This is a genomic window from Nostoc favosum CHAB5714 (assembly GCF_020829495.1).
Lineage (GTDB): Bacteria > Cyanobacteriota > Cyanobacteriia > Cyanobacteriales > Nostocaceae > Nostoc > Nostoc favosum.
The window spans coordinates 1-23,437 of sequence record NZ_JAIVFQ010000080.1; the positions used below are offsets into that span (position 1 = coordinate 1).

Consider the following 23,437-nt stretch of genomic DNA (forward strand, 5'->3'; position numbering starts at 1 on the left):
AGTGGGTAAGGTCACGGGCAGAACACCCGTTTCTAGGCGGTAGGTGGAAGTGCAGCAATGTATGTAGCCGAGCCGTGCTAACAGACCGAGGGCTTGACCTCAACATAATTCGTAGTTCGTAATTCGTGAGGCAGTCCGGTCTTGGTGGTTCCCCCAAAGAGGAACTGCCGAACCCGGAAGGTAATTCGTAATTATGAAATACAAGTTATGAAAACATTTGGTTTGGCGTTACTGTGCAGTCTTCAGGGTTGCTGTTAAATTCTTAGTTTCTAATTCTTTAATTACGAATTACGAATTACGAAGAACGCAATTAAAACTTTTCCTGGTGTCTATTGCGCGGTGGAACCACACTGAACCCTTCCCGAACTCAGAGGTGAAACGCTGCTGCGGCCACGATAGTTTAGGGGTAGCCCTACGCAAAAATAGCTCGATGCCAGGATTCATTTTTCAAAAGAAAACCCCTAAGCTCATATCACAGCTTGGGGGTTTTCTTTATCATGAATTTAGATATTGGAAAAATTGCTATGACTTATACCAATTCTCTTAAATCAACGTGAGTTCGACGGGGTGAATTGACTCTGGTAGGAGGTTTTGGGTTTAATTCAGGAAGTAGGCGATCGCGTACAGATTATGGTTATGGTGCATCTACAGTCTCGTTTGGATATCACAAAAATATTTTGTGACCTTGACGACTTCTGCAAAGTGTTTGAGTCTATTTGGAAGCAAGCACATCTGCCACAGATGGGTGGAGAAAAGCTGAGTCGTTGTCGGATGTGTCTGAGCGAAATTATGACGATTACGATTGCGTTTCACGGGTCTGGGTATGGGACATTTAAAGAGTTTTATACCCTGCATGTCTTACCTTATTGGAACAATGCCTTTCCAAAGAAGAGTCAGCTACAACCGATTTGTTGAGGTGATGCCCTGGAGTTTAATGGCGCTTTGTTGCTATCTCCATAGTCGTCGGGGAGATTTTACAGGTATCAGTTTCATAGATTCAACTCCGATTACTGTTTGCCACAAGTGTCGTGCAACCTCACACAAGGTATTTAAGGAATATGCTCATTGGGGCAAAAATTCCGTTGATTGGTATTTTGGTTTCAAATTACACCTGATCATCAACGACCAAGGAGAATTGCTCGCTTTTAAACTGACCGCAGCTAATGTCGATGATCGAACCCCAGTTCCAGATATGACACAAGATATTGTAGGTAAACTGTTCGGTGATAGAGGTTATATTTCACACAAACTTTTTGAGGAGCTTTACGAAGGAGGTTTACAGCTAATCACAAAGCTCAAAAAGAATATGAGAAATAAGTTGGTTGCCTTGATGGATAAAATTTTACTCCGCAAGCGGGCTATAATTGAGTCTGTCAATGATCAACTTAAGAACATTTGCCAAGTTGAACACTCAAGGCATCGGAGTGTACTTAACTTTATAGGTTAACCTTTTAGCTGGGCTGGTCGCTTACACCTACCAAGAGAAGAAACCTTCTTTGGATATTAACCCTAAAAATTTACCTGCTTTGCCTGCGGTGGCTTTTTAGCTTCGTCGAACTCACGTAAAGAACATTGCCGCAGTTATTACCGTTGTAACTCATCTCGCGGCGACAGTCTTCACTATGCCTAATCGCCTTTAACAGGTCATCGATGATAGCATAGACGATAATTATTTCATTTAGCATATTCCCCTCCGTTTTTTACACCTTGAGGAGATTTTATTGCACCAAGTGATCGCTTCAATCAATAACTAGCAACTTGGATTATTTAGAGTTGTGGTTAAGTCACCAAGCCATACTCTAAACCTCGCTCGTATAACTCCTCAAATAATTTTTGCGAAATATATCCTCGGTCTCCAAACAGTTTACCGAACATCAAAAATGATCGGTCTTTCAGCCTGGAAAACTAACAGAGCGATCGCTACCTTCGGTTTTGAAGCCAAGTATGGCAGTCAGTTCCCATATTTAGGTTAAAGGTTGACACCCTCTCCCTGTTGTCCCGTCCCCGCCTCTGGTCGTGGTGCAGACATGATTTGCTTTTGCTGTTCTTGTAGCCAGGTTTCAAAGAGTTCATTCAGCAGTCGCACTTTCATAAATTCATCCAGTTGTGCGGGGATAAATTTTTCCAGTCGCAAAATCACGAACCAGTCGGCGATGCGGGTAGGGGGCAATATCTGACCTGGTTGACTGCTAGATAGCATTTGCACCATTACCGGATGTAGTGCATTCAGTTCAATCGGGCCTACTAAGCCTCCAGTTTGGGCTTCTGGCCCCAGTGAATATTCACGCGCCAAGTCAGCAAAAGAGTTTTCTTTTGCCTGAATCCGGAAGTAAAGTTCTTGGGCAATTCCCACATCCTGGGTTCGCAGTAGAGAATAAATTACTTTGTCTAGTTTTGTCTTGGACTGAAAAAAGTAGGATTCCAGTTTATTACCCCAAGTAGCTTGCTTGAATTTTTCAATTTTAAGCTTACGAGTGATAATAACTTCTAGTTGTTCGGGAGTCAGCCCTTGATTTGCCATCCAAGTCTGGATGTCTTCTTCATTTTTGAACTGTTTTTCAGCGTAAAACTGCTGTTTAGCTTGGGCTACTTCCTCAGGTGTACATATTGCTACGTTGGCGGAGCGTGAGTTTTGTTCTATCGCCTCATCAATGATTAATTCGCGCTGCAAATGTGGCAGCATTTGGTAACTTGCCAGTAAGGAAATCAGTTCACTAGCTGTGATTGTACGATTACCGATTTGGATCGCTTCAGTCATTAGCTTTCGTGCATCTTAAGAATATCTGGTCTGTCAAAGAAGCTAAACCGTAGCCCACTCACTGGGAGCTTTTGTCTTAATCTTACCGAGTTAGGTACGCTAACTTCACTTTCGTAATAATTAAATAGTGGCTTTAACATACTTTAAAATATACAGTTTCTATGAGTTTTTATCAAAGATTCTACGTAAATACGACCAGATGTGAAAAAAAAGGACAAAGATCAAATGGGAGCATCCCAATTTTGCAATTTTACCAAAATAGTTACCAGTTAATTGCGATTGCTTTGCTTCACTGCGTTACGTACCCTGCGGGAACGCCAAGGGCGAACGCAATGACAAATTATGTTTTTACAGATTTGGGATGCTCCCGGTCAAATAACTAATGACACTTCTCGCCACTGCAAGTTAGAAGACGAAGTTATCAGACTGAGCTAGGGTGCTTTGAGATAACCTTCTCCTAACAAAGGTGTTTTAGTTAACCAGAAATACTCACTCTATAGCGAGTCTCATTTGAATCTGACTTTTCCCATTATCTTTTTGGTAGAGCGATGTCTACGACGGGCTGCGCCTACGCTCACTATACCTCTATCCCAATCCTACTATGTATCCCGCAACCAAAAATTCTAACGTTTATAACGACTCTAAGTAATTTAAAAGATCCGCCATTTCTTGAGCACTAGGTTGGAATTTTGGCATTGGTGGGGTTTCGCCACTGATCACTTGGCGAATCAGTCCATATCGAGACTTGTGCTTTGAGACAGCTTGCAAACTCGGCCCTACTCGCCCGTCTGCTTCCAAGCCATGACAACCAGCACAGTTAATTTGAAAGATCGCGTGTCCTTGAACTGGGTCTCCTGTTAAGGATAGAACACTCTTAACGTATGGATCGGAGGCTTGAACCAACTGAACACCAAAAAAGCCCAAAGGGACTGCTAGCAGTATAGCCAGCGTCAATAAAACGATCCGCTGAATCAAAATTTCAGGTTTGGTAATCTGGTTATCCAAAAGGTTTGCTGTGAAAGTCTAGGTGTGCTAAAAAGTTTTCATTTCCTACACATAGCTTAAAAGTTCTTGATTGTGTCTGCAAGCACAGAAGACTATTTTCTTGTGGGCAGTTGCCCTCCAAAAAGGTTGTATGGCGCAGCATTCATACGAAATTTGGTAAAATCAAAAACAGGCAACAAATATTTAATAATTACAAAGAGGAGATTTACAGTGGTTGAACCCCTATTATCAGGTATTGTCCTTGGTCTAGTTTTCGTTACCCTCGCCGGACTGTTTTACGCTGCCTATAAGCAATATAAGCGCCCCAATCAGTTGGGGGGGTAAGCAGTGCTGAGTTTTGTTAGCGGATAGCTATGGTTTAGGCAGTGCTGAGTTTTGAGTGGGAAAATGAGGGGGATGAGGGGAACAAAGTAAAATTTTCTCCTCTGCTTCTTTGTCTGCCCCCTCTTTTCTTATTGGACAATTCTGTAGAAAGTAATTGATGTGTTACTGTAAACTTTCTCGCGGCAAATTTCCCAATCGGGAATCTCTGGCGGTGTCCAACCTTGTGAGGCGTGTTCAAGTGCGATTTCACCGCTAGGATCTAAAAGTTGATAGTGAGCGATCGCTTCTAAAACTGGCTGGTACAATCCACTCGCATAAGGTGGATCAAAGTAAATTCTATCAAATTGCTTGCCTGATAAAGTCTTTAACTGTTGGACAATATCTCCCCGCAATACCCGAAGTTCTTGCTCGGCATTAGCTACCTGCTGCCAATTTTGTTGGATGGTGGCACAGGCTCGGCTCGATTGTTCAATTCCCACTACTAGGCTGGCTCCTCTACACAAAGCCTCTGCGCCCATTGAACCAGTACCGGCGCACAAATCTAGCCAGCGACAACCTGCAATTTCTCCCTGCCAAATATTAAACACTGCCTCCCTTACCCTCGCACTGGTGGGTCTAGTTTCTTTCCCTGGTAAAGTTTTTAGCTGGCGATTGCCGTAAATTCTCAGGCTCATTGGTTATTAGTCATTGGTCATTAGTCATTGGTCACTTGTACTGAGCGTTCGCGTAGCGTCTCGTAGAGAAGCCGAAGTATTGGTCATTAGTTTTAGACAAAAGACAAACAACAAATAACAAAAATAGTATTAGGCAGGAATTTTTTCGCGGACTTGAGCAACAAAATTAGATAAAATTTGCAATCCGATATTAGAGGATTTTTCGGGGTGAAATTGGACTGCCATTAGGTTTTCGTGGGCGATCGCAGCTGTGACGGTTTGAGTACCGTGGGTGACGGTTGCTGCACGGATTAGCGGGTCTATTGGGTCAACATAGTAGGAATGGACAAAATACACCCAAGGATCGGACGGTAAATGTTCCCACAAAATACTTTTTGGTTGAGTCACTTCCAGTTGATTCCAACCCATGTGAGGAATAGTGATGTCAGGTTCTGAGCGAAACCGCCGCACTTTTCCTTTGATAATTCCTAGTCCTGGTTGGGTACCTTCTGCACTTGATTCAAAGAGAATTTGCAATCCTAAACAAATTCCTAAGAAAGGTTTACCAGATGCGATCGCTTCTTTAATAGGTTGTTCCAAACCACGCGATCGCAGGTGTTGGACTGCTGGATCAAATGCTCCCACTCCTGGCAGAACTATTGCATCTGCCTGCTGTAATTCCTTTGGAGAATAAGTAACATTAGGAGTTGCTCCAGCTTTTTCCAAGCCTTTGCAGACTGAGTGCAAATTTCCCATCTCGTAATCTACGACCGCAATTACTGGCATTCACCTGCTCCTTGTAAATTTATTATGGAGGGTTTTTCTATTCTAAATAATATTTGTTATGAAGAAAAGAATTCTATTAACTTCTTTTGACATTTGGCTAAAAGATCAACAGTCGAATTGTTCTGATGATTTCTTACTTGAAGTTACCAAACTTGATCTGATATCAGATGACTTAAGTTTTTTACGCCAGCTACCCGTAGATGTGCAACTTGCCAGTACTCAGGTAATGAAAAAAATCAATGCAATTCAACCTGATTACATCGTCTGTTGTGGCATGGCTGCAAGGCGTACATAATTAAGTGTGGAAGCAGTTGCTAAGTAAGTAGGCGAGAAGAAATCAAATTAGATTAAGTAATGTAAAAAATCTTGAGATTATTTTGTAGTCAGAGTTTCAGCCCTCATTTGAGGACTAAACTCCTCTCTACGAGACGCTGCGCGAACACTACAAACCTTTAATTATTTACGCCGCTCTACTTAGCTGTGGAGAAATTGTTTTGCAGAGAGCAGTTGATTTAGAAAAATTAGTGGCGGGAACAGCAGCGATTGAGATTAGCCACGACTGCGGTAAATTTGTCTGTGTTCGCGTGGTGTCTCGCAGAGAGTACTTAAGCCAACATGAGTTCGACAAACCTCTCCCTGCCTTGAACTAAAGTTCAAGGCTGTCCCTCTCGCCCGTCGGAGAGGGACGATTTTGCGTAGTAAAATCTCTTAGTGGTCTTTTTGATTGAGCTAATTAAGCGGACACTATATAAGCCGTCGAATTCACGTTAAGCCAAAACCAACTCACGGTGCGTTGTATCTTTGCCCACGTTCCGGTTCTCAATCCAGAAAATTTGATGGGGATTCTTGCAGATTCCGTATTAATTATTAACAAACTGGCACTTTCATCAAGTTGTTAATGTCTGTATGGTGAAATGAATATCTAAGTATATGTTGCCATTGTTACTAATTTTCCCGATTGCCCAATTAACTCCTCCCATGCCACCGCCTGAAGAAGTTGTACAACCACAAGAAGTGCGTCCTTTACCAGGCCAATTGGATACAGTGCCAACGTTTAACAGCAATAGTCCAGAATTGGTTTTGAAAGAAGGAATTTTACTCTCTACCTTTCCCCCAGATGGCAAAAAAGTGCCAACGGCGCATCTGAATTTTCCCTTTCGAGGACGATTTGATATTTTTGCCCACCATATTGCTAAAGCTGAACCAGCAGAGAATTTGCGTAGGCGTAGCCCGTCGGAGACATCGCTGTATCTAGGGATAATTTTGCACAATCCTAGTTCTGAAGCAGTGAAGGTGAATATTTGGCAGGCGGCGAGTTATTTGAGCCAACCAGATGCACCATTTATTGAGCTACCATCCTTTAGCCAAAATCTTTTGGGTACAATTTTTGCCGGGCCAGGCGATCGCGTTATGTCTGATGTACTAAGGGGACGGCGACAAGAGATTTTTCCTGCCCAAATTGAGATTCCACCAGGGCAAAGTCGGATGTTACTAAATTTACCAATTCCTGTGCAGGGATTGACACCACCTCTCAATGGTCGGTCTACATTGATCCGACTGCAAAGTAATGGCACTGTCTATGCAGCTAGCCTAGCCATGTTTGCACGGGTGAATCCCGATGGCAGTGAGCGAACGCCTACTTTAGAAGAGTGGCAGAATTTATTAGATAATGGTGATTTGGCTGGGCCACGGGATAAAGCGCCCACTCCCTTAGAGGAAACTGGCAAACCAAGAATTTACGGGCGTGTTGCTGGAGTGGCTGGTGGTTCACGATGGAGAGCTTTATTAGTAGATAATCCTAAAGCGAGGTATCTGACTATTCCTCAGCCTGGTCAAATGTTTTCCTACGCTCTGAGTAGCCTGCATGGCGGTACATTAGGAACTGGTCAAATTCAAAGTGCTACTATGCTGGTGCGCTATCCTGACACCGCATATCGCGCTCATGGGAACTATGGGATTCAATATAATCTCAAGTTGCCGCTATACAACAATACTCAAAGTCCTCAAACTGTTAGTGTGTCGATACAAACACCACTCAAGGAGGATCAATTAGGAAAACCGGGGTTACGCTTTCTTAGTACACCAGCCCGTCAAGTATTGTTCAGAGGGACAGTTCGGGTACGTTACAAAGATGAGCAAAATCAGCCACAAACTCAGTTTGTGCATTTAGTGCAAAAGAGAGGTCAACCAGGGGAACCGTTAGTTTTATTAAATATGAAAGCAGGCGATCGCTCCTTAGTAGAAGTTGACTTTCTCTATCCGCCGGATGCTACACCTCCACAAGTTTTAACAGTTTCAACTCAAGCTGAACCTCGGTAGTAAGCAACTCAGGTCTAAAGACACTGAAGCTCTAGCCCAGATCAAACATACCTTCACATTGACATTAGTCAAGAGCAATTGGCACGTCATCCCCGGACTTTCGGGCAGATAAATTGTTCGGGGCGATCGCTTACGTAACAGGGCGGTTAATGTTGATCGGTGAATTAACTTCTTCATATTGATAAGGCTTTTCACCCCAAGTTTGTGTATTTAGGGTGAATACTTATTCCGCTCTATGCGTTGCAATAGACATAGCAGACTATAGCAGGCAATAAAGGGACGGCATGGCAACAGATCAAAAAATCAATCAAGAAACTGAGTTAAATTCGCTCCAGCCGCTTGGTGGAACCCTGATTTTACTGGTAGAGGATGAGCCAGATATTGCAGATTTGCTCACCTTCGTTTTGGAAGCAGCAGGTGCAGAGGTGATGGCTTTAAGCGATGCAGAAGAAGCCCTTGCCTTGGTCGAATCGCTTCATCCCGATATTCTGCTGTGCAATGTGAAGTTGCCCGATCATGATGGAAATTGGTTAATTAAGCAAATTCGAGTGCATTCTTGCTCATCTATAAGACAGTTGCCTGCGATCGCTATCACTTCTTATACACGAGAAGTCTCAAGTCATAAGGCTTTGAATGCTGGCTTTAATCGATTTTTAGTCAAGCTTGAGAGTCCAGAAGAAATCGTAGGTGAGATTGTTCACTTGCTATCTACCGATCTTTAAATATAAATACTCTGTTTTAATGTCGTTTTTGACACTGATTGTACTAATAGGTGCTGAAAGTACACAGCTTGCTGTACACTCTTACAAACTACTCAGTTTAAACTAGCAGACTCTCAAAGACCTATCGATAAATTCCACAATTGTCCTGAGAAGTTACCACACTCAGCCATAACGGGTTTGTTGTTTATTCCATCGTTGATAATATCTAAACACTTATTTGACCCTGTAAACTGTGTTCGTAAACGATAATACCCAGGAGAACCAGCAGGTTGTATGCTCCAAAGCTGTCCTGAGAAGTTACCACACTCAGCCATAACGGGTTTGTTGTTTATTCCATCGTTGATGATATCTAAACACTTATTTGACCCTGTAAACTGTGTTCGTAAACGGTAATACCCAGGAGAACCAGCAGGTTGTATGCTCCAAAGCTGTCCTGAGAAGTTACCACACTCAGCCATAACGGGTTTGTTGTTTATTCCATCGTTGATGATATCTAGGCACTTATTTGACCCTGTAAACTGTGTTCGTAAACGATAATCAGTTGACTGAGCAGTTGCCTCTTTTAGTGGGGGCAAAGTAACAGAGGCAGAAACTATCATAGATAATAATACAATCTTCTTCAGAATTGTACTGAGATTATTCGGCATGGTAAGCAATACCTCTCACTAATAAATGTATTAATCATATACCTTCGCTTAGGGCTATTTTGTTACTCCCTACTTCCCAATCCCAAATTTGTGCGATCGCATTTACCAGTGGGAATCATAACAAACAGATTCATTACGATAAATATCCAATGGCTTACCAAAATATTACAGGCTCCCTTTCCCCAGCAGATATCCAAGAAATTAAAGCAGCCTTTGCGACTATCCAAGCAAAGATGCCTTTTCTCGTTACCCTGAGTGTGGAAGAACGACGCAAGTTATTTAAGATGGGCGATAAAAGCCTAGCCTTTGTCAACACTAGCCTGACTGCTGCTCAGTCTAACCGAGACATTTTACCAGCCAGTTTTGATGTAGACGAATTTGTGCGGGATTATCAATTAGCCGCAACGCTTACCGAACTGTTGATTGGACTGCAACAACTGACAGAACAGGTAGATGATACCCTAATGGCAGTCGGTAGCGAAGCAATGGGTAGCAGCTTGACAGTTTATGATTACGTCAAGACAGCTGCTAAGAAAACTCCAGGGTTAAAAACTCTTGCTGAACAGTTAGGCGATCGTTTTAAAGCTATTAAAAGTAAACCTGCTAAAACTACTTCTGTTTCATAGGCTGTAAACATTGCCAGAGATAGGGGAAGAGTGAAAGGGGAAAAGTTAAAGGGAGATGCACATCCTTTTCTTTTCCCCTTTTTGTTTTCTCAACTGGTAAATGAGTCTTTAATACTTGCGGGAGAGTCTTTAATACTCGTCGGCGAGTCTTTAATACTCGCGGGAGAGTCTTTAATACTCGCGGGAGAGTCTTTAATACTCGCGGGAGAGTCTTTGATACTCGCGGGAGAGTCTTTAATACTCGCGGGAGAGTCTTTAATACTCGCGGGAGAGTCTTTAATACTCGCGGGAGAGTCTTTAATACTCGCGGGAGAGTCTTTAATACTCGCGGGAGAGTCTTTAATACTCGCGGGAGAGTCTTTGATATTCGTCGGCGAGTCTTTGATACTCGTAAGCAAAAATTAACATTACAGCAGTTTTTATGTATTTGAACCACATCTGTCGTAGGGGCACAGCAATGCTCATACGTGTCAACTTAACGTAAAAATCATGTCCCGCAAGGAACTTCAGTTCCTTGCTAATAGCAAAAGTCATCTCTTGATGACTAAATATACCCAAAATCTTTAGTCTACTGAAGTAGACTAAAGCTTGTAGCCTTGAACTTCAGTTCAGGGCGGGTGAGGAAGCCAACAGTTAAGCCATTTCTAGGCTTTTGTTGACACCAATGAGCAATGCTGTGCCCCTACCGCGTAGTCTATTTACCTGAAAATAGCTGTAATTCTGTATACTCAGAACTTGCACCAGTCCCAACAACCGCCTCAGAATTCATTCTGAGGCTGATAGCTAAAGTCTATCTATTGAAGACTGGGTAAGGTTTATAGTCCACACTTAGTGGACTTGTGCTAAAAGCCTGTGAAATTTATTTTTTGGCGGTATCATGGGCTGGTGCAGCATATAACTTTAATCACTTATAAATAATTCACTATCAGCCTGACTCAAGCAAAAACCCTTTACAACTCTTTTACTTTGCGTCCTTCTCTACGAGACGCTGCGCGAATGCGTTCTTTGCGGTTCGTTTCTTCATTCTCTTATTCCTGTTTGAACGCATCATAATAGTAAATTTCAAAATTTGGGATGCTCCCGATGAGAATGAAATAGCCCTGTACCTTCACTGCACACCAATAATTTTCATTCGGAAAATATCTAGCCAAATTTTAGGACATTCTTATTTTAATTTTCTACCTTTGAACAAGCACTCCCAGTGTTCACGACCAAGGTAACGTTACAGTATTTGGGTGTTATCTCTGCCTTTTTGATTCTGTATCAAGGGTTGGTGTTCTAAAAATGAACTTGATTGCATGAAAAAGACAGAGAATGCACTTAAAGTTGAAAACCCTTTGCTGGCTTTTTTTGCCCTTTAACCTTGGGCTTGGATTTGTTAACTTCTCCTAAAGCTTCTTGAAACAAGTTGTGTAGATGTATAGGGACACTAGCAATTTCTGGTAACTCTGGCTCAATAGGTTTATTGAATTCTTGCAAAAGTGCGTCCAAGTCGCTTTCAAGACGAAACTCTGGACGTTGCAGAACTGTTTGCAACACATTTTCTAATTTACTTGGATACTGTTGCGCTAATCGATGCCAAATAAAAGCATTAATACTTTTATCTTCGAGGTAGTAACGAACAAGTTTTTCCGCCCCTTGAACACTTTGCCAGTCATCTGCCGATAAAATTGCTTGTATCTTACTATATGTTGGTAAAAACATTTGTCCCCAACGGGGATGAGAAAGAGCTGTTACCTGTTCTGCTTTCTTGAGTTCAGGAGGTAAATCAACCTTTGGCATAACCATTTTGCTATTACTGCTTTTGCTGTTAAACATTTGAGAGACTACGTTGGAATCAGCACCAAATTCTTCTGCTGCTGCTTTTATTTCATCGTCTCCAATGCCAGCAGCTTCTGCTACTTCAGCCAAGGATTTAGAAGTATCAATTCCTGCTTCTGCAAAGCGTTTTTCAGTAATTAATTCTTGGAATTCAGCTATTTTTTTATTAAGCTGGTATCCAGGTAGTGTGATTTCATCAGTGCCAAAAAAGTCCACAAACTGCTGATGATATTGTCCTACTGACTGCCAAGCTTCTTCTAGCAAGTCTGGAGCATCACTGTAAAGATTACTTTTATAGTTTTCTTTGAAATTACCAATTGCTACAGCAAGTTTTGGTTTACCTAATTTACCCATTATTGTATAGGGGCCAGAAAACATCCAGTAGCTATCGGTAACAGGAGAAATGCGAGTTAGTAAAATTTCTCCTACTTTCAAGCGAGATATTGCCTGTAATGTTTGAGCATTGTTTGGCTTGACGATGTAGTGTTTATCTGTTAACCAGTTCGTCAATTCAAAGCTATCAGGTAAGATGTTGGTAATGGCAAATAAGCCAATAAAACTATGATGCCAGCTGTTGATCAGGTTGCGATCGCTTTCTTCTAAATCTGGATTGCTTTCGATAAACAACTCTAATGGAGACTTATCACCGACTTTCCCGGCTGTCAGAAAACTATCGATAATTAAGTCCTGCTGTGTACTATCCCCACTTCCACGGCGCAACTGTGCGGCTGCATAAGTTTCCAATGCTTGTGCCAGTTCGCCTTCAGCATCAAGGACAAAATCAACTAAGGCTTGTTTTAATTGGTGCGATCGTTCTAATATGACATCCACAAGTTAATCTCTCGGTGCAACAGATGTAGATTATAGCGTTTGAGAGAATTGCAGCATCTAGCTATTGCTAGATTTATGGTGACGTGTACTTAGCGGATTTAGCCGTAAAGCTTCTTTTAAACTAGATACAAGGCATCACACAAGGTCATTACAGATGGTTGCAACTACATAATTCTAGCTATATTTCCCCAGAAGACTATCTCAAAGGAGAAGAAACCAGTCCTATCAAGCATGAATATAGACAGGGACAGATTTATGCAATGGCAGGGGCAAGTAATGCTCATGTCATTATTTCTCTTAATATTGCTTCAATGCTGAGAAATCATTTGCGCGGGAGTGGATGTCAGACTTATATCTCAGACACCAAAGCACATATTGAGTCGATTAATATCTATTACTACCCCGATGTGATGTAAGTTGTGACCAACGAGATAGAGCTTTTAACAACTTTCTGCGTTACCCCTGCTTAATTGTAGAAGTGCTATCTCCGACAACAGAAGCCTTTGACCGAGGTGATAAATTTGCTTACTACCGACAGATGGAGTCACTTCAGGAATATGTACTTGTGAGTCAAACTCGGTTAAATGTTGAATGTTTTCGCCGTAACCCAGAGAAACAATGGGTACTTTATCCCTATGGGCAAGAAGATATCATTAAACCTCTTGCGAAAATCCTTGATCCGCCAGGGACTCAAGTCCCAGGCTAATAGCAAAAGTCCGTTTAAACGGACTAAAATTATTGTTATTAGTCGGTTTAAACCGACTTGAGCTATTAGCCCGAAAATTTATTTTCGGGCGGATGTTCGACTTTTGCAAGAGGTCTATTCATTTGGCAAGTATAGATAGATTTTCGGTGTGCTGTTGCAGATTTATATGAGGACTTACTTTTGAATCCCCGTAATTGACTGACTATTAGATTGAAAGGTAGAAACCGGAATATTGAGGATTTAAAAATGTGTTTTTAGAGAGCAAAATAAAAAGGCAAAAGAAGATTTTCTTTTGCCTTTTTAGTTTTTACCTTTTAATAGAGACGGTAAATTTCAAGTTTCTATTCATCGTCGAAATCATCTTCGTCGTCTTCCTCGTCTTCCTCGTAATCGTCGTCGTCTGCTACTTCATCGGCGATTAATTCATCTTCGTCATCTAGAACTGACCTTTCTGCACGTCTGCTACCAAAACCAGATTCCCCAAGAGTAGGAGAATCTAAATTATAGGTGCGAGCTGTGCGGTCATCTAAGACCATATCTAGGGGATCATCAACTTCATCCAAGACACTACTGGTAATCTCAGCAGCATAATCATCGATCGCACCGGGTTCATCATAGGTATTGTAGCCAGTACCAGCCGGAATCAATCGCCCGATAATCACGTTTTCCTTTAAGCCGCGCAGCCAGTCGGATTTGCCTTCGATCGCTGCTTCGGTAAGTACCCGTGTTGTCTCTTGGAAGGATGCGGCGGAAATAAAGCTGTCGGTGTTCAACGATGCTTTGGTGATCCCCAACAATACTGGGGTATACTGTGCCCTAGCACCGCCTGTAATTGCCATAGCTTCGTTCACCTGCTCAACTTGGCGCAGTTCTACCAATTCACCAGGAAGCATAGTGGTGTCACCACCATCATCAATCCTGACTTTGTTAGTCATCTGGCGAACAATGACTTCAATGTGCTTATCGGAAATATCAATCCCTTGAGACTGATACACCATTTGCACTTCATTCACCAAGAATGACTGTACCTTCTGCAAAGCATGGCTAGCACAAGCATAGATTCCGTCTTCAGAACCCAGGCTAAAGAAGATTTCCAAAATTTCGTGGGGATTGGATGGGCCATCGGTTAATGGTTGTCCCGCTAACACAATCGATCCATCTGGCACAATCAAATTTTGTCCTGGACCTAGAGGATAATCTGTTACCACGCCATTTGATTCTACGACCTTGATAGCGATCGCTTCATCACCACTTTCAGCGTAAACTACCTTAACTTCACCCCCCCGACGACATAAAATGCACGCTTCTTTCGGTTTACGAGCTTCAAGTAGTTCCTCAATCCGGGGCAAACCTTGAATAATATCTCCGGTTTTGGCACGTTCAAACACCAACAACACCAAGTTATCACCCCGTTGTACCAAATCGCCGTCTTCTATCTGCAACACAGCACCAGGGCTGACTCGATAAGGGCGACCGATACGGGTAGTAACAACGTAGTTCTGAGTTTGAAGTGAGGAGTTAGGAGTTTCGGAATTAACTCCTAACTCCTCACTCTTAACTCCTAACTTTTTAACGTCCACTACTTGTCCTGATTCTGGGGCAAAAACTCCAGGAGCAACTTCTGTACCTTCTACTAGCAAGTCACCCACTTTTACCTTTGGCTGAGTACTAGTATTAATGGTAAGCCTGTCAGCGTCACGCAACACTAAGCAGCGACGCACGTTTTCGGTTCCTTTGCGGACGCCTCGCACTTCCCCCCCTTCTTTACACAAAATTTGGGTACGTGCGACCACAGATCCAGGGGCGATGGTAAGCCCATCTTGTACCTCAAGTGTGGTTTGGGTGCTACCTTGGGTGGCATCGGCGGTAATGTCTCGACGAATTACTAAGGATTCCAAAATTACCAGTTGTAAACGTTGAACTTCTGGGTCTTCAGTATCCTCTACTAATTCAATATCTGCTGCAAGGGGTGAAGCATTATGGTCTTGTTCCCCTTCTTGCTCAATTTCCAGCACTAGCTGGGTTCGCAGAAGTTCCACGCCTTCAACAGATTTGACGCGTTCTGAATCTTTGTAAGGTAGTCGCTGCACAGCCCGCAACTGGATTGATCGCCCGGTTTGTTGACTTACTGATGTAGTTGATGGCACATCTGGATTATCCGGTACGGCAAACTCAACTACTGGACGACTCAATAGGGCGGGCCCTTCTGGTGTCTCCACATACTGGATATAACGCAATTCCGTGGCGACATTGCCTTGGAATTCCTCACCTGGTTGGATGAAGGTGTTATCTCGCCCGATGACTGATTCTGGATCGTCCACCATCAGCAGTTCCCCAGGTTTAACCACAACTTCCCGCAGGATGTCGTTTTTCTGGGTAACTTCTATCACACCACTGTTTTGGCAGAAGATATCTTTTACTACCTCAGTCCCAGCTTCTACAAACTGACCGTCTTCTACTAACAGCAAGGAGATATCTTTATTAACTTCGTGGCTTTCTTCGGGAATCCACAAAAGGGTACCGCCCTGCACGACTTCATAACCCAGCTTGGCTTTGCCTTTTTTCTGGACTTCTACACCCGCGAATTTTAGGAAACCACCAGTGGTTGTCCGATAGCGGTCATCAATTAACTCAGCTACTACTTGACCATTTTGCACTTTTGTGCCTGGTGTAGCTCGGAGGTTAAATACTTGGTTGTTACCAGTGGAGACTAAGTAATTATTACGCCCTTGAGAACTTTGGACTGTCACCGTTGCTTGGTCTAGTACCACAGAAGCAGTGATAATTTCAATTTCCCTGGTACTCTTACCTGGGGTAGCTTCCGGCAAGCGCACCACACCGCCGTGCAAACTGGTTAACTTGGTTTCTGCTAAAACTCCATTAGAAGCGATCGCATCACCATTTTTCACCACCAATTCTGCACCAGGCGGCAAGTTATAAACTTCCCCAGACAAAATCCAAATCAAGCCACCGCGTGCGGCTGTGGTTGTGGTATTACCTTGACGGTCAGTTTTTTGTTCTGGAACAACTTCGGCAAATTGCACTTCCCCTGCTAAGTCAGAGGCTACATCTTTAACTGCTTTTTCTGTATTAGTCCGAGTTGTGCGTCCACCAAGGGCAACCTCTGCCAACAACTGACCTTGTTTTACCTTATTTCCATCAAATACATATAGTGTTGAACCTTGGGTAAGATGAACCTCTTGGTTCTCTGGGGTAACATCACCTACTTTTGTTGGCTCCAAAAGCATGACGCCATTAGCTTCAACATAGAGGGCATCTTCCCCGTGGCGGGTACGATATGTCCTGGTCTTCAGTTTGCGGGGAAGCTTGACAGTTCCATCGATTTTGGAACGAACTTGTTGTGCCACTTCTCCGGTAAACACACCACCTGTGTGGAATGTCCGCATGGTTAGCTGGGTACCAGGTTCGCCGATACTTTGGGCGGCAATAATCCCCACAGCTTCGCCCAAGTCCACCATCTTGGCATGGGCTAAACTCCAGCCGTAGCAATGTTGACAAACAGAACGTGCGGCTTCACAAGTTAGGGGACTCCGCAGCACAACTTCTGCCACCCCAGATTTTTCGATTTTCTTCGCCAAGTCCTCAGAAACTGGGGTATTGCGTGGTGCAATTACTTCTTTTGTCACCGGATGCAGCACATCTTCGGCAATTACCCGTCCCATCAAGCGGGTTCCTAGAGGGATTAAGGTTTTGGCACCTTCTGTCATTGGTCGAATGGGAATTCCTCTGGTGGTGCCGCAGTCAAATTCCCGAATAATCACATCCTGGGATACGTCTACCAAACGACGGGTGAGATAACCAGAGTCAGCCGTCCGCAAGGCAGTATCCACCAATCCTTTTCTGGCACCGTAAGACGAAATAATGTATTCCGTTACAGTGAGTCCTTCACGGAAGTTAGTTTTGATGGGTAAATCGATAATTTCCCCTTGAGGATCTGCCATCAATCCCCGCATCCCCACCAACTGCCGAACTTGAGATATGTTACCCCGTGCCCCGGAGAATGCCATCATGTATACGGAGTTCAGGGGATTAGTCTTCTTGAAGTGAACGACTACTTCATCTTTCAAGGCTTCACTAGTACCATTCCAAGTATCGATTACCTTTTGGAAGCGTTCTACCTCAGTGATTTCTCCCCGTTGATAACGGGTTTCAGTAGCGCGAATTTCTTCCTCGGCTGCCTCTAAGAGCAATCGCTTAGTTGGTGGTATCATCAAGTCATCTACACTGATGGAAACCCCTGCTTTGGTAGCGTAGCGAAATCCCAAATCTTTCAGTTTGTCCGCCATCACTGCGGTTCGCGCCGTACCATAATGTGTAAAGGCCCAAGAAATTAAATTTCTCAGTTGACCCTTATCAACCACCCGATTGCGAAAAATCATTTTTTCGTTAGTCATTAGTCATTAGTCCTAAGTCATCAATAATTAATAATTCGTAATTCGTAATTCGTAATTCGTAATTAATTCTTCAATTACGAATTACGAATTAGAAATTACGAATTAACTAGCAAGTGCTTCCTGAATGGCATTGTTATAAATAACGCGGCCAGGAGTTGTGTATATATACTGCGAAAGTACATTGCCTTTAGCGTCAAGTCTTACTCGACGGAACTTATAGAGTAATGTGCGGGTACCATCCTCGTTTTCCGTCACTTTCACGGGTTCTGTATCCGGCTGGTCTGATTCTATTTCACCGTCAAACCGCACATAGATATAGGCGTGCAAGTCAATTTGATCCTGCTGGAAAGCCATAATTACATCCTCTAGCGAAGAAAAGTAATTTCCTGCCCCTTTTGTGGCACCGGGATTTTCTGCTGTTAAATAATAGGCTCCCAACACCATATCTTGGCTAGGCGTAATGATCGGTTTACCCGTGGCTGGTGACAAAATATTGTTAGAAGCCAACATCAACAACCGCGCTTCAGCCTGACTTTCTAACGACAACGGGACGTGTACCGCCATTTGGTCGCCGTCAAAGTCGGCGTTAAATGCTGGACACACCAGAGGATGCAGTTGAATCGCTCTACCTTCTACCAAAATCGGTTCAAAAGACTGAATACCTAAGCGGTGCAATGTTGGTGCCCGGTTTAGCATTACAGGGTGTCCTTCAATCACCTCTTCCAGTACATCCCAAACACTGGGATCATTGCGGGATATCAGCTTTTTCGCAGCTTTGATGTTATTTACCATGCCGCTACGAATTAGGCGGTTAATCACAAATGGTTGAAATAGCTCAATCGCCATTTCTCTAGGCAAACCGCACTGGTGAATTTTCAGCTTTGGCCCGACCACAATTACAGAACGTCCAGAGTAGTCAACCCGTTTACCTAACAAGTTTTGTCTAAAACGTCCTTGCTTACCCTCAATAATGTCGGACAAAGATTTTAAGGGTCGGTTATTTGCCCCTACCACAGTGCGTCCGCGACGACCATTGTCAATCAAAGCATCCACTGCTTCTTGCAGCATCCGCTTTTCGTTCCGCACAATAATCTCTGGTGCCAAAATTTCTTGCAAGCGTGCCAAACGATTGTTGCGGTTAATTACCCGCCGATACAAATCATTCAAATCGCTGGTGGCAAACCGTCCGCCATCTAGTTGCACCATTGGGCGCAAGTCGGGGGGAATCACGGGAATAACTGCCATTACCATCCACTCTGGTTTGGAACCAGTAGCGATGAAGTTGTCAATTACCCGCAGGCGCTTAATTAGCTTGGCCCGCTTTTGTCCCTTAGCGTTACCAATTTCTTCGCGTAGGCTTTCCGCCTCTTGTTCCAAATTGATATCGGCAAGCAAACGCAACAGCGCTTCAGCCCCAATACCTACCTCTACGCCTTGCAGCACAGAATCTTCGCTATAAATTTGGTCTTCTATTTCCAACCACTGGTCTTCACTCAGTAGTTGTTTGTAAGCTAAAGTTTCGGCATTACCTGGACTCAGGACAACATAAGAGTTGAAATAGACAATCTGCTCGACATCCCGCAAGGGCATATCCAACAGGATGGAAATGTAGCTAGGAATACCCTTGAGATACCAGACGTGAGCTACTGGTGCGGCGAGTTTAATATAGCCCATGCGGTGGCGACGCACCCGTGACTCGGTGACTTCTACCCCACAGCGTTCACAGACAATACCTCTGTGACGAACTCTTTTATACTTACCACAATGGCATTCCCAATCTTTCGCCGGGCCAAAGATGCGCTCACAAAATAAGCCATCCATCTCTGGCTTGAGAGTTCGGTAATTAATCGTTTCTGGCTTGGTAACTTCACCGACTACTTGACCATTGGGCAATGTTCTCTCGCCCCATTGGCGAATGCGTTCAGGGGAAGCCAAGCCGATTTTTACGTAGTCAAACTGATTAGTTTGGGCAGGTCTCATATTTAGTCATTAGTCATTGGTCATTGGTCATTAGTCCTTAGTCCTTTGCTAATGACAAAGGACTAATGACTAATGACTATTGATTATTCGTCGTCTTCCAACGATTCGCGGGAAAGAGATTCGTATGTTGGTCGAGGAGGTGTGCGGCGGGCTGATTGGTCTGCCATCAAATCGACTTCCACATCTAGGGAACTGCCGTCTGTTTGGGTTTCTACCTTGTGTACGGCAATGTCTAACCCCAATGATTGCAACTCGCGCATTAGCACCTTAAAGGACTCTGGAGTTCCAGGTCGGGGAATTGCCTTACCTTTAACGATCGCATTTAACGCTTCATTCCGTCCTTGCATATCGTCAGATTTAACTGTGAGCAATTCCTGTAAGGTGTAAGCTGCACCAAAGGCTTCCAATGCCCACACTTCCATTTCCCCAAACCGTTGACCACCTTGTTGTGCTTTACCACCCAAGGGTTGCTGAGTCACCAGTGAGTATGGGCCTGTGGAACGGGCGTGGATCTTATCATCCACCAAATGCACCAATTTCAGCATATAAGCCACACCGATGGTAATTGCTCGGTCAAAGGGTTCGCCTGTACGACCGTCATACACCATGATTTTGCCTGGGTTATCTGGGTTATATACCCAATCTTTCCCTGTTTCGTCTCGTGCTTCTTGCAATTTGCCATGCACGATTCGGCGAGATGACTCTTCCCCGTACATTTCATCAAAGGGAGTAATCTTAAATCGTACTCCCAAGGTCTGACCAGCCCAACCCAAGAGGCATTCAAATACTTGTCCGACGTTCATCCGACTGGGTACACCCAAGGGGTTAAGTACAATGTCCACAGGTGTTCCATCGGGCAAATAAGGCATATCTTCCGCCGGTAATATCCGAGAAATAATTCCTTTATTACCGTGGCGTCCTGCCATTTTGTCACCAACTTGGATTTTGCGTTTTTGAGCAACATACACCCGGACTACCATATTGGCTCCTGGTGGCAGTTCATCGCCTTGTTCACGAGTAAACAAGCGCACATCAACTACGCGGCCTTTTTCACCGTTTGGTACTCGCAGAGAATTGTCTCGCACATCCCGTGCTTTCTCACCAAAGATGGCACGTAATAGTTTTTCTTCTGGCGGTTGGTCAGATTCACCCTTGGGTGTGACTTTTCCTACCAAGATATCACCAGCTTCTACCCATGCCCCAATGCGAATGATTCCCTGTTCATCCAACTGACGCAAGGCATCTTCCCCGACGTTGGGAATTTCTCTGGTAATTTCTTCTGGCCCTAGTTTGGTCTGTCTAGCTTCAATTTCATATTTTTCAATGTGAATTGAGGTGTAGACATCATCCTGCACCAGTCTTTCAGAAATTAAAATTGCGTCTTCGTAGTTGTAGCCTTCCCAAGGCATATAGGCAACGACGATATTTTGTCCTAGCGCCAATTCACCGCCTTCGGTGGAGGAGCCATCAGCCAATACCTGACCAGCAACAACCCGTTCCCCAATGCGGACGAGAGGTTTCTGATTTAAACAGGTGTCTTGGTTGGAACGTTGGTACTTGGAAAGGGTGTACTTAATTTCTGGGGTATTAGGTTTAGGACGGACGCGAATTTCTGTAGCATCCACATAAGTGACATCGCCATCAGTACGCGATACAATCACCATCCCGGAGTCTCTTGCTCCTTGGGCTTCCAAACCAGTACCCACCAGAGGACGTTCTGGCTTGAGCAGGGGTACTGCTTGCCGTTGCATGTTCGATCCCATTAGCGCTCGGTTAGCGTCATCATGCTCCAAGAAGGGAATCATGCTGGTTGCTACCGACACAATCTGTACGGGAGATACTGCTACGTAGTCCACCTGTTCTGGTGTTGTGGTGGAAAATTCTTGGCGATACCGGACTGGCACTAGTGGTCCAATTATGTGCCCAGTTTCATCTACAGGAATATCTCCCGGAGCAACCCGCAGATCGTCTTCTTCATCGGCTGTCATGTAGGCTGGAGGCAGATCAAATCTGACTCGCCCATTTTCTACAGGTCTAAATGGTGTTTCTAAGAAGCCGTACAGGTTAACCCGCGCATGGGTTGCTAAGGAGCCAATCAATCCGGCGTTGGGGCCTTCTGGTGTCTCAATGGGGCAAATGCGTCCATAGTGACTAGGGTGAATATCCCGCACGGCAAAACCAGCGCGTTCGCGGGTTAAACCACCAGGGCCAAGGGCACTTAGACGGCGTTTGTGAGTCAGTTCTGCTAAGGGATTGGTTTGATCCATGAACTGACTTAATTGGCTAGAACCAAAGAATTCTTTAATTGCTGCTACCAATGGTTTGGGGTTCACCAAGGAAGCGGGAGTTAGCACTTCCGCATCGGATACGGTCATCCGTTCTCGAATAATTCTCTCTAGGCGGTTTAAGCCCACCCGCACTTGGTTTTGCAGCAATTCACCGACGCTTCTCACCCGCCTATTACCCAAGTGGTCAATGTCGTCGATATTACCAATATCGTATTCCAGGTTGATCAGGTAATCTACGGCTGCCAAGATATCGCCAGCAGTCAACACGCGCATTGTGTCTGGGACAGAAAGGCGCAATTTCTTGTTGAGTTTGTACCGTCCAACGCGACCAAGGTCATAACGTTTCGGGTCAAAGAATCGGGAGTCTAGGAGTTGTTGTCCACCTAACACTGTGGGTGGTTCACCAGGACGCAGTTTCCGATATAACTCCATCAGGGCTTCTTCTTCAGAAAATTGCCCTTCTTTTTCGATGGTTTTTTGGAAATATTCGGGGTGGCGTAAGGCATCAAAGATTTCGTTATCTGATAACCCTAAAGCTTTTAAGAGTACCTGCGCTGAGAGTTTGCGGGTTTTGTCAATGCGTACCCAGACCAAATCGTTACGGTCTGTTTCAAATTTCAGCCATGCTCCCCGGTTGGGAATGAGACTGGCAGAATAAGTACGTCGCCCGTTTTTGTCGATTTCTGATTTGTAATAAACCCCTGGCGATCGCACGATTTGATTGACAATTACCCGCTCGGCTCCGTTAATAATAAACGTGCCGCGATCGGTCATCAAAGGCAAATCCCCAATGAATACCTCTTGCTCTTTGATTTCCCCGGTTTCCTTATTAATCAACCGTGTGGGAACATACATTTGGACGGCATAAGTACTATCCCGCCGTTTCGCTTCTTCGACGCTGTACTTTGGCTCCTTGAGTTTGTAGTTATGACCCAAAAAGTGCAGTTCTAATTTGCCCGTATAATCTGTAATAGGACTAAAGGAGTTAAGTTCTTCTATCAGCCCTTCTTCCAAAAACCAGCGAAAGCTCGAACGCTGGATTTCAATCAAGTCGGGCAACAGAAAGGCGGGTTCCATGTATGTTTCTTTAGTCATGCCTCTTCCTTTGTCAACCTGGTAAAATTTTCCCTTGGACACTGCTGTTTTACGCTTCCCACTGCTAGCTAGTGTCCTTAGCTGTTTGGGAACTCCTTCTTACACACTTGCTATTTACAGGTGTGGGCAAACGCAGCCATTAAAGCTGGAATGAGCAATTTGGACAAGGGGGTAATCGCCCATCGGGGACTCAGACGCCAAAAACCCACTATAGTCTTGATTTAAGAAGAATATACAGTTGAGATATTCCTGAGTTTTATCTACTTTCTTCATTTCCCCTCCAAAAAGCGCGTTAATTTGCTGACGCAGCTCTAGACGGTGTGTCTTAAATCCACCCGCCTATTTATACTCTCAGTGATATCCTAGATATCCTAAGACTGAGGGAATGATCCGCACCTTGTCGGCTTTGAATCAGAATCACTTCATTTTGCTGGATTGTACTCACAAGGCAATTTCATTTA

Annotated in this window: 17 protein-coding genes, 2 rRNA genes and 4 pseudogenes; 12 read left to right on the forward strand and 11 right to left on the reverse strand. The window is 44.0% G+C overall.

What is annotated here, in order from left to right; translation table 11 throughout:
• From LC586_RS30770 to LC586_RS30780, 4 genes are all read left to right on the forward strand, one after another.
• A 23S ribosomal RNA gene (locus tag LC586_RS30770) occupies positions 1-101 on the forward strand; the annotation flags it as partial.
• A gap of 220 nt (positions 102-321) precedes the next feature.
• Positions 322-439 (forward strand): 5S ribosomal RNA (gene rrf, locus LC586_RS30775).
• A gap of 152 nt (positions 440-591) precedes the next feature.
• Positions 592-915, forward strand: coding sequence for a hypothetical protein (locus LC586_RS42825; protein WP_438822947.1), 324 nt, complete (start codon positions 592-594; stop codon positions 913-915).
• Positions 875-1,447, forward strand: coding sequence for an IS982 family transposase (locus LC586_RS30780; RefSeq protein ID WP_438822948.1), 573 nt, complete (start codon positions 875-877; stop codon positions 1,445-1,447). Before LC586_RS42825 ends, LC586_RS30780 begins: the two co-directional genes overlap by 41 nt.
• Positions 1,448-1,595: 148 nt before the next feature.
• Here the strand turns inward: LC586_RS30780 and LC586_RS42830 are convergent.
• The 4 genes and pseudogenes from LC586_RS42830 to LC586_RS30800 form a co-directional block, all read right to left on the reverse strand.
• Positions 1,596-1,685, reverse strand: a pseudogene (locus LC586_RS42830) (IS982 family transposase); the annotation flags it as partial.
• A gap of 112 nt (positions 1,686-1,797) precedes the next feature.
• Positions 1,798-1,875: pseudogene (locus LC586_RS30790) on the reverse strand (transposase); the annotation flags it as partial.
• Between the two features lie 94 nt (positions 1,876-1,969).
• Positions 1,970-2,758, reverse strand: a complete 789-nt coding sequence (locus LC586_RS30795) for a peptidylprolyl isomerase (protein WP_229489150.1) — start codon at positions 2,756-2,758, stop codon at positions 1,970-1,972.
• A gap of 630 nt (positions 2,759-3,388) precedes the next feature.
• Positions 3,389-3,763 (reverse strand): c-type cytochrome, encoded by a 375-nt coding sequence (locus LC586_RS30800; protein ID WP_229489151.1) that lies wholly within the window; start codon positions 3,761-3,763, stop codon positions 3,389-3,391.
• Between the two features lie 210 nt (positions 3,764-3,973).
• Between LC586_RS30800 and petG the strand changes: the two genes are divergently transcribed.
• Complete coding sequence (gene petG, locus LC586_RS30805; protein ID WP_063721252.1) at positions 3,974-4,087, forward strand: cytochrome b6-f complex subunit V; 114 nt, start codon at positions 3,974-3,976, stop codon at positions 4,085-4,087.
• A 128-nt stretch (positions 4,088-4,215) separates the two neighbouring features.
• Here the strand turns inward: petG and rsmD are convergent, their stop codons facing one another.
• Entirely contained in the window at positions 4,216-4,761 is a 546-nt protein-coding gene (gene rsmD / locus LC586_RS30810; protein ID WP_229489153.1) for a 16S rRNA (guanine(966)-N(2))-methyltransferase RsmD, read from the reverse strand.
• A 129-nt stretch (positions 4,762-4,890) separates the two neighbouring features.
• A complete protein-coding gene (hisH, locus tag LC586_RS30815) occupies positions 4,891-5,526 on the reverse strand; it encodes an imidazole glycerol phosphate synthase subunit HisH (RefSeq protein ID WP_229489154.1) in 636 nt (211 codons plus the stop codon).
• Positions 5,527-5,584: 58 nt separating this feature from the next.
• On the opposite strand from hisH, the pseudogene LC586_RS30820 reads away from it, so the two are divergent.
• The 4 genes and pseudogenes from LC586_RS30820 to LC586_RS30840 all read left to right on the forward strand — a co-directional run.
• Positions 5,585-5,818 (forward strand): annotated as a pseudogene (locus LC586_RS30820) (peptidase C15); the annotation flags it as partial.
• 202 nt (positions 5,819-6,020) lie between these two features.
• A complete protein-coding gene (locus LC586_RS42835) occupies positions 6,021-6,176 on the forward strand; it encodes a hypothetical protein (RefSeq protein ID WP_438822949.1) in 156 nt (51 codons plus the stop codon).
• Positions 6,177-6,456: 280 nt separating this feature from the next.
• Positions 6,457-7,845, forward strand: coding sequence for a DUF3370 domain-containing protein (locus tag LC586_RS30835; protein ID WP_229489156.1), 1,389 nt, complete (start codon positions 6,457-6,459; stop codon positions 7,843-7,845).
• 284 nt (positions 7,846-8,129) lie between these two features.
• Positions 8,130-8,567 (forward strand): response regulator, encoded by a 438-nt coding sequence (locus LC586_RS30840; protein WP_229489158.1) that lies wholly within the window; start codon positions 8,130-8,132, stop codon positions 8,565-8,567.
• Positions 8,568-8,680: 113 nt separating this feature from the next.
• Here the strand turns inward: LC586_RS30840 and LC586_RS30845 are convergent, their stop codons facing one another.
• Entirely contained in the window at positions 8,681-9,214 is a 534-nt protein-coding gene (locus LC586_RS30845) for an RICIN domain-containing protein (protein ID WP_229489160.1), read from the reverse strand.
• Between the two features lie 149 nt (positions 9,215-9,363).
• On the opposite strand from LC586_RS30845, the gene LC586_RS30850 reads away from it, so the two are divergent.
• Both LC586_RS30850 and LC586_RS30855 read left to right on the forward strand, forming a co-directional pair.
• Complete coding sequence (locus LC586_RS30850; protein WP_229489182.1) at positions 9,364-9,840, forward strand: hypothetical protein; 477 nt, start codon at positions 9,364-9,366, stop codon at positions 9,838-9,840.
• Between the two features lie 30 nt (positions 9,841-9,870).
• The gene (locus tag LC586_RS30855; RefSeq protein ID WP_229489162.1) at positions 9,871-10,245 is read left to right on the forward strand and encodes a hypothetical protein; all 375 of its coding nucleotides are present in this window, start codon (positions 9,871-9,873) and stop codon (positions 10,243-10,245) included.
• 915 nt (positions 10,246-11,160) lie between these two features.
• Here LC586_RS30855 and LC586_RS30860 read toward each other — a convergent pair.
• Complete coding sequence (locus LC586_RS30860; RefSeq protein ID WP_229489164.1) at positions 11,161-12,492, reverse strand: hypothetical protein; 1,332 nt, start codon at positions 12,490-12,492, stop codon at positions 11,161-11,163.
• A gap of 158 nt (positions 12,493-12,650) precedes the next feature.
• On the opposite strand from LC586_RS30860, the pseudogene LC586_RS30865 reads away from it, so the two are divergent.
• A pseudogene (locus tag LC586_RS30865) lies at positions 12,651-13,141 on the forward strand (Uma2 family endonuclease); the annotation flags it as partial.
• Positions 13,142-13,539: 398 nt separating this feature from the next.
• Here LC586_RS30865 and LC586_RS30870 read toward each other — a convergent pair.
• From LC586_RS30870 to rpoB, 3 genes are all read right to left on the reverse strand, one after another.
• Entirely contained in the window at positions 13,540-17,613 is a 4,074-nt protein-coding gene (locus tag LC586_RS30870; protein WP_229489166.1) for a DNA-directed RNA polymerase subunit beta'', read from the reverse strand.
• Between the two features lie 102 nt (positions 17,614-17,715).
• Entirely contained in the window at positions 17,716-19,593 is a 1,878-nt protein-coding gene (locus tag LC586_RS30875; RefSeq protein ID WP_229489168.1) for a DNA-directed RNA polymerase subunit gamma, read from the reverse strand.
• An 83-nt stretch (positions 19,594-19,676) separates the two neighbouring features.
• Positions 19,677-22,976 (reverse strand): DNA-directed RNA polymerase subunit beta, encoded by a 3,300-nt coding sequence (gene rpoB / locus LC586_RS30880; RefSeq protein ID WP_229489170.1) that lies wholly within the window; start codon positions 22,974-22,976, stop codon positions 19,677-19,679.
• Positions 22,977-23,437 lie beyond the last annotated feature (461 nt).

Coding starts and splice junctions, on each gene's coding strand:
- LC586_RS30840 (WP_229489158.1), top strand. CDS start 8,130: ATGGCAACAGATCAAAAAATCAATCAAGAAACTGAGTTAAATTCGCTC.
- LC586_RS30850 (WP_229489182.1), top strand. CDS start 9,364: ATGGCTTACCAAAATATTACAGGCTCCCTTTCCCCAGCAGATATCCAA.
- LC586_RS30845 (WP_229489160.1), bottom strand. CDS start 9,214: ATGCCGAATAATCTCAGTACAATTCTGAAGAAGATTGTATTATTATCT.
- rsmD (WP_229489153.1), bottom strand. CDS start 4,761: ATGAGCCTGAGAATTTACGGCAATCGCCAGCTAAAAACTTTACCAGGG.
- LC586_RS30835 (WP_229489156.1), top strand. CDS start 6,457: ATGTTGCCATTGTTACTAATTTTCCCGATTGCCCAATTAACTCCTCCC.
- hisH (WP_229489154.1), bottom strand. CDS start 5,526: ATGCCAGTAATTGCGGTCGTAGATTACGAGATGGGAAATTTGCACTCA.
- LC586_RS30875 (WP_229489168.1), bottom strand. CDS start 19,593: ATGAGACCTGCCCAAACTAATCAGTTTGACTACGTAAAAATCGGCTTG.
- LC586_RS30795 (WP_229489150.1), bottom strand. CDS start 2,758: ATGACTGAAGCGATCCAAATCGGTAATCGTACAATCACAGCTAGTGAA.
- rpoB (WP_229489170.1), bottom strand. CDS start 22,976: ATGACTAAAGAAACATACATGGAACCCGCCTTTCTGTTGCCCGACTTG.
- LC586_RS30780 (WP_438822948.1), top strand. CDS start 875: ATGCCTTTCCAAAGAAGAGTCAGCTACAACCGATTTGTTGAGGTGATG.
- LC586_RS30870 (WP_229489166.1), bottom strand. CDS start 17,613: ATGACTAACGAAAAAATGATTTTTCGCAATCGGGTGGTTGATAAGGGT.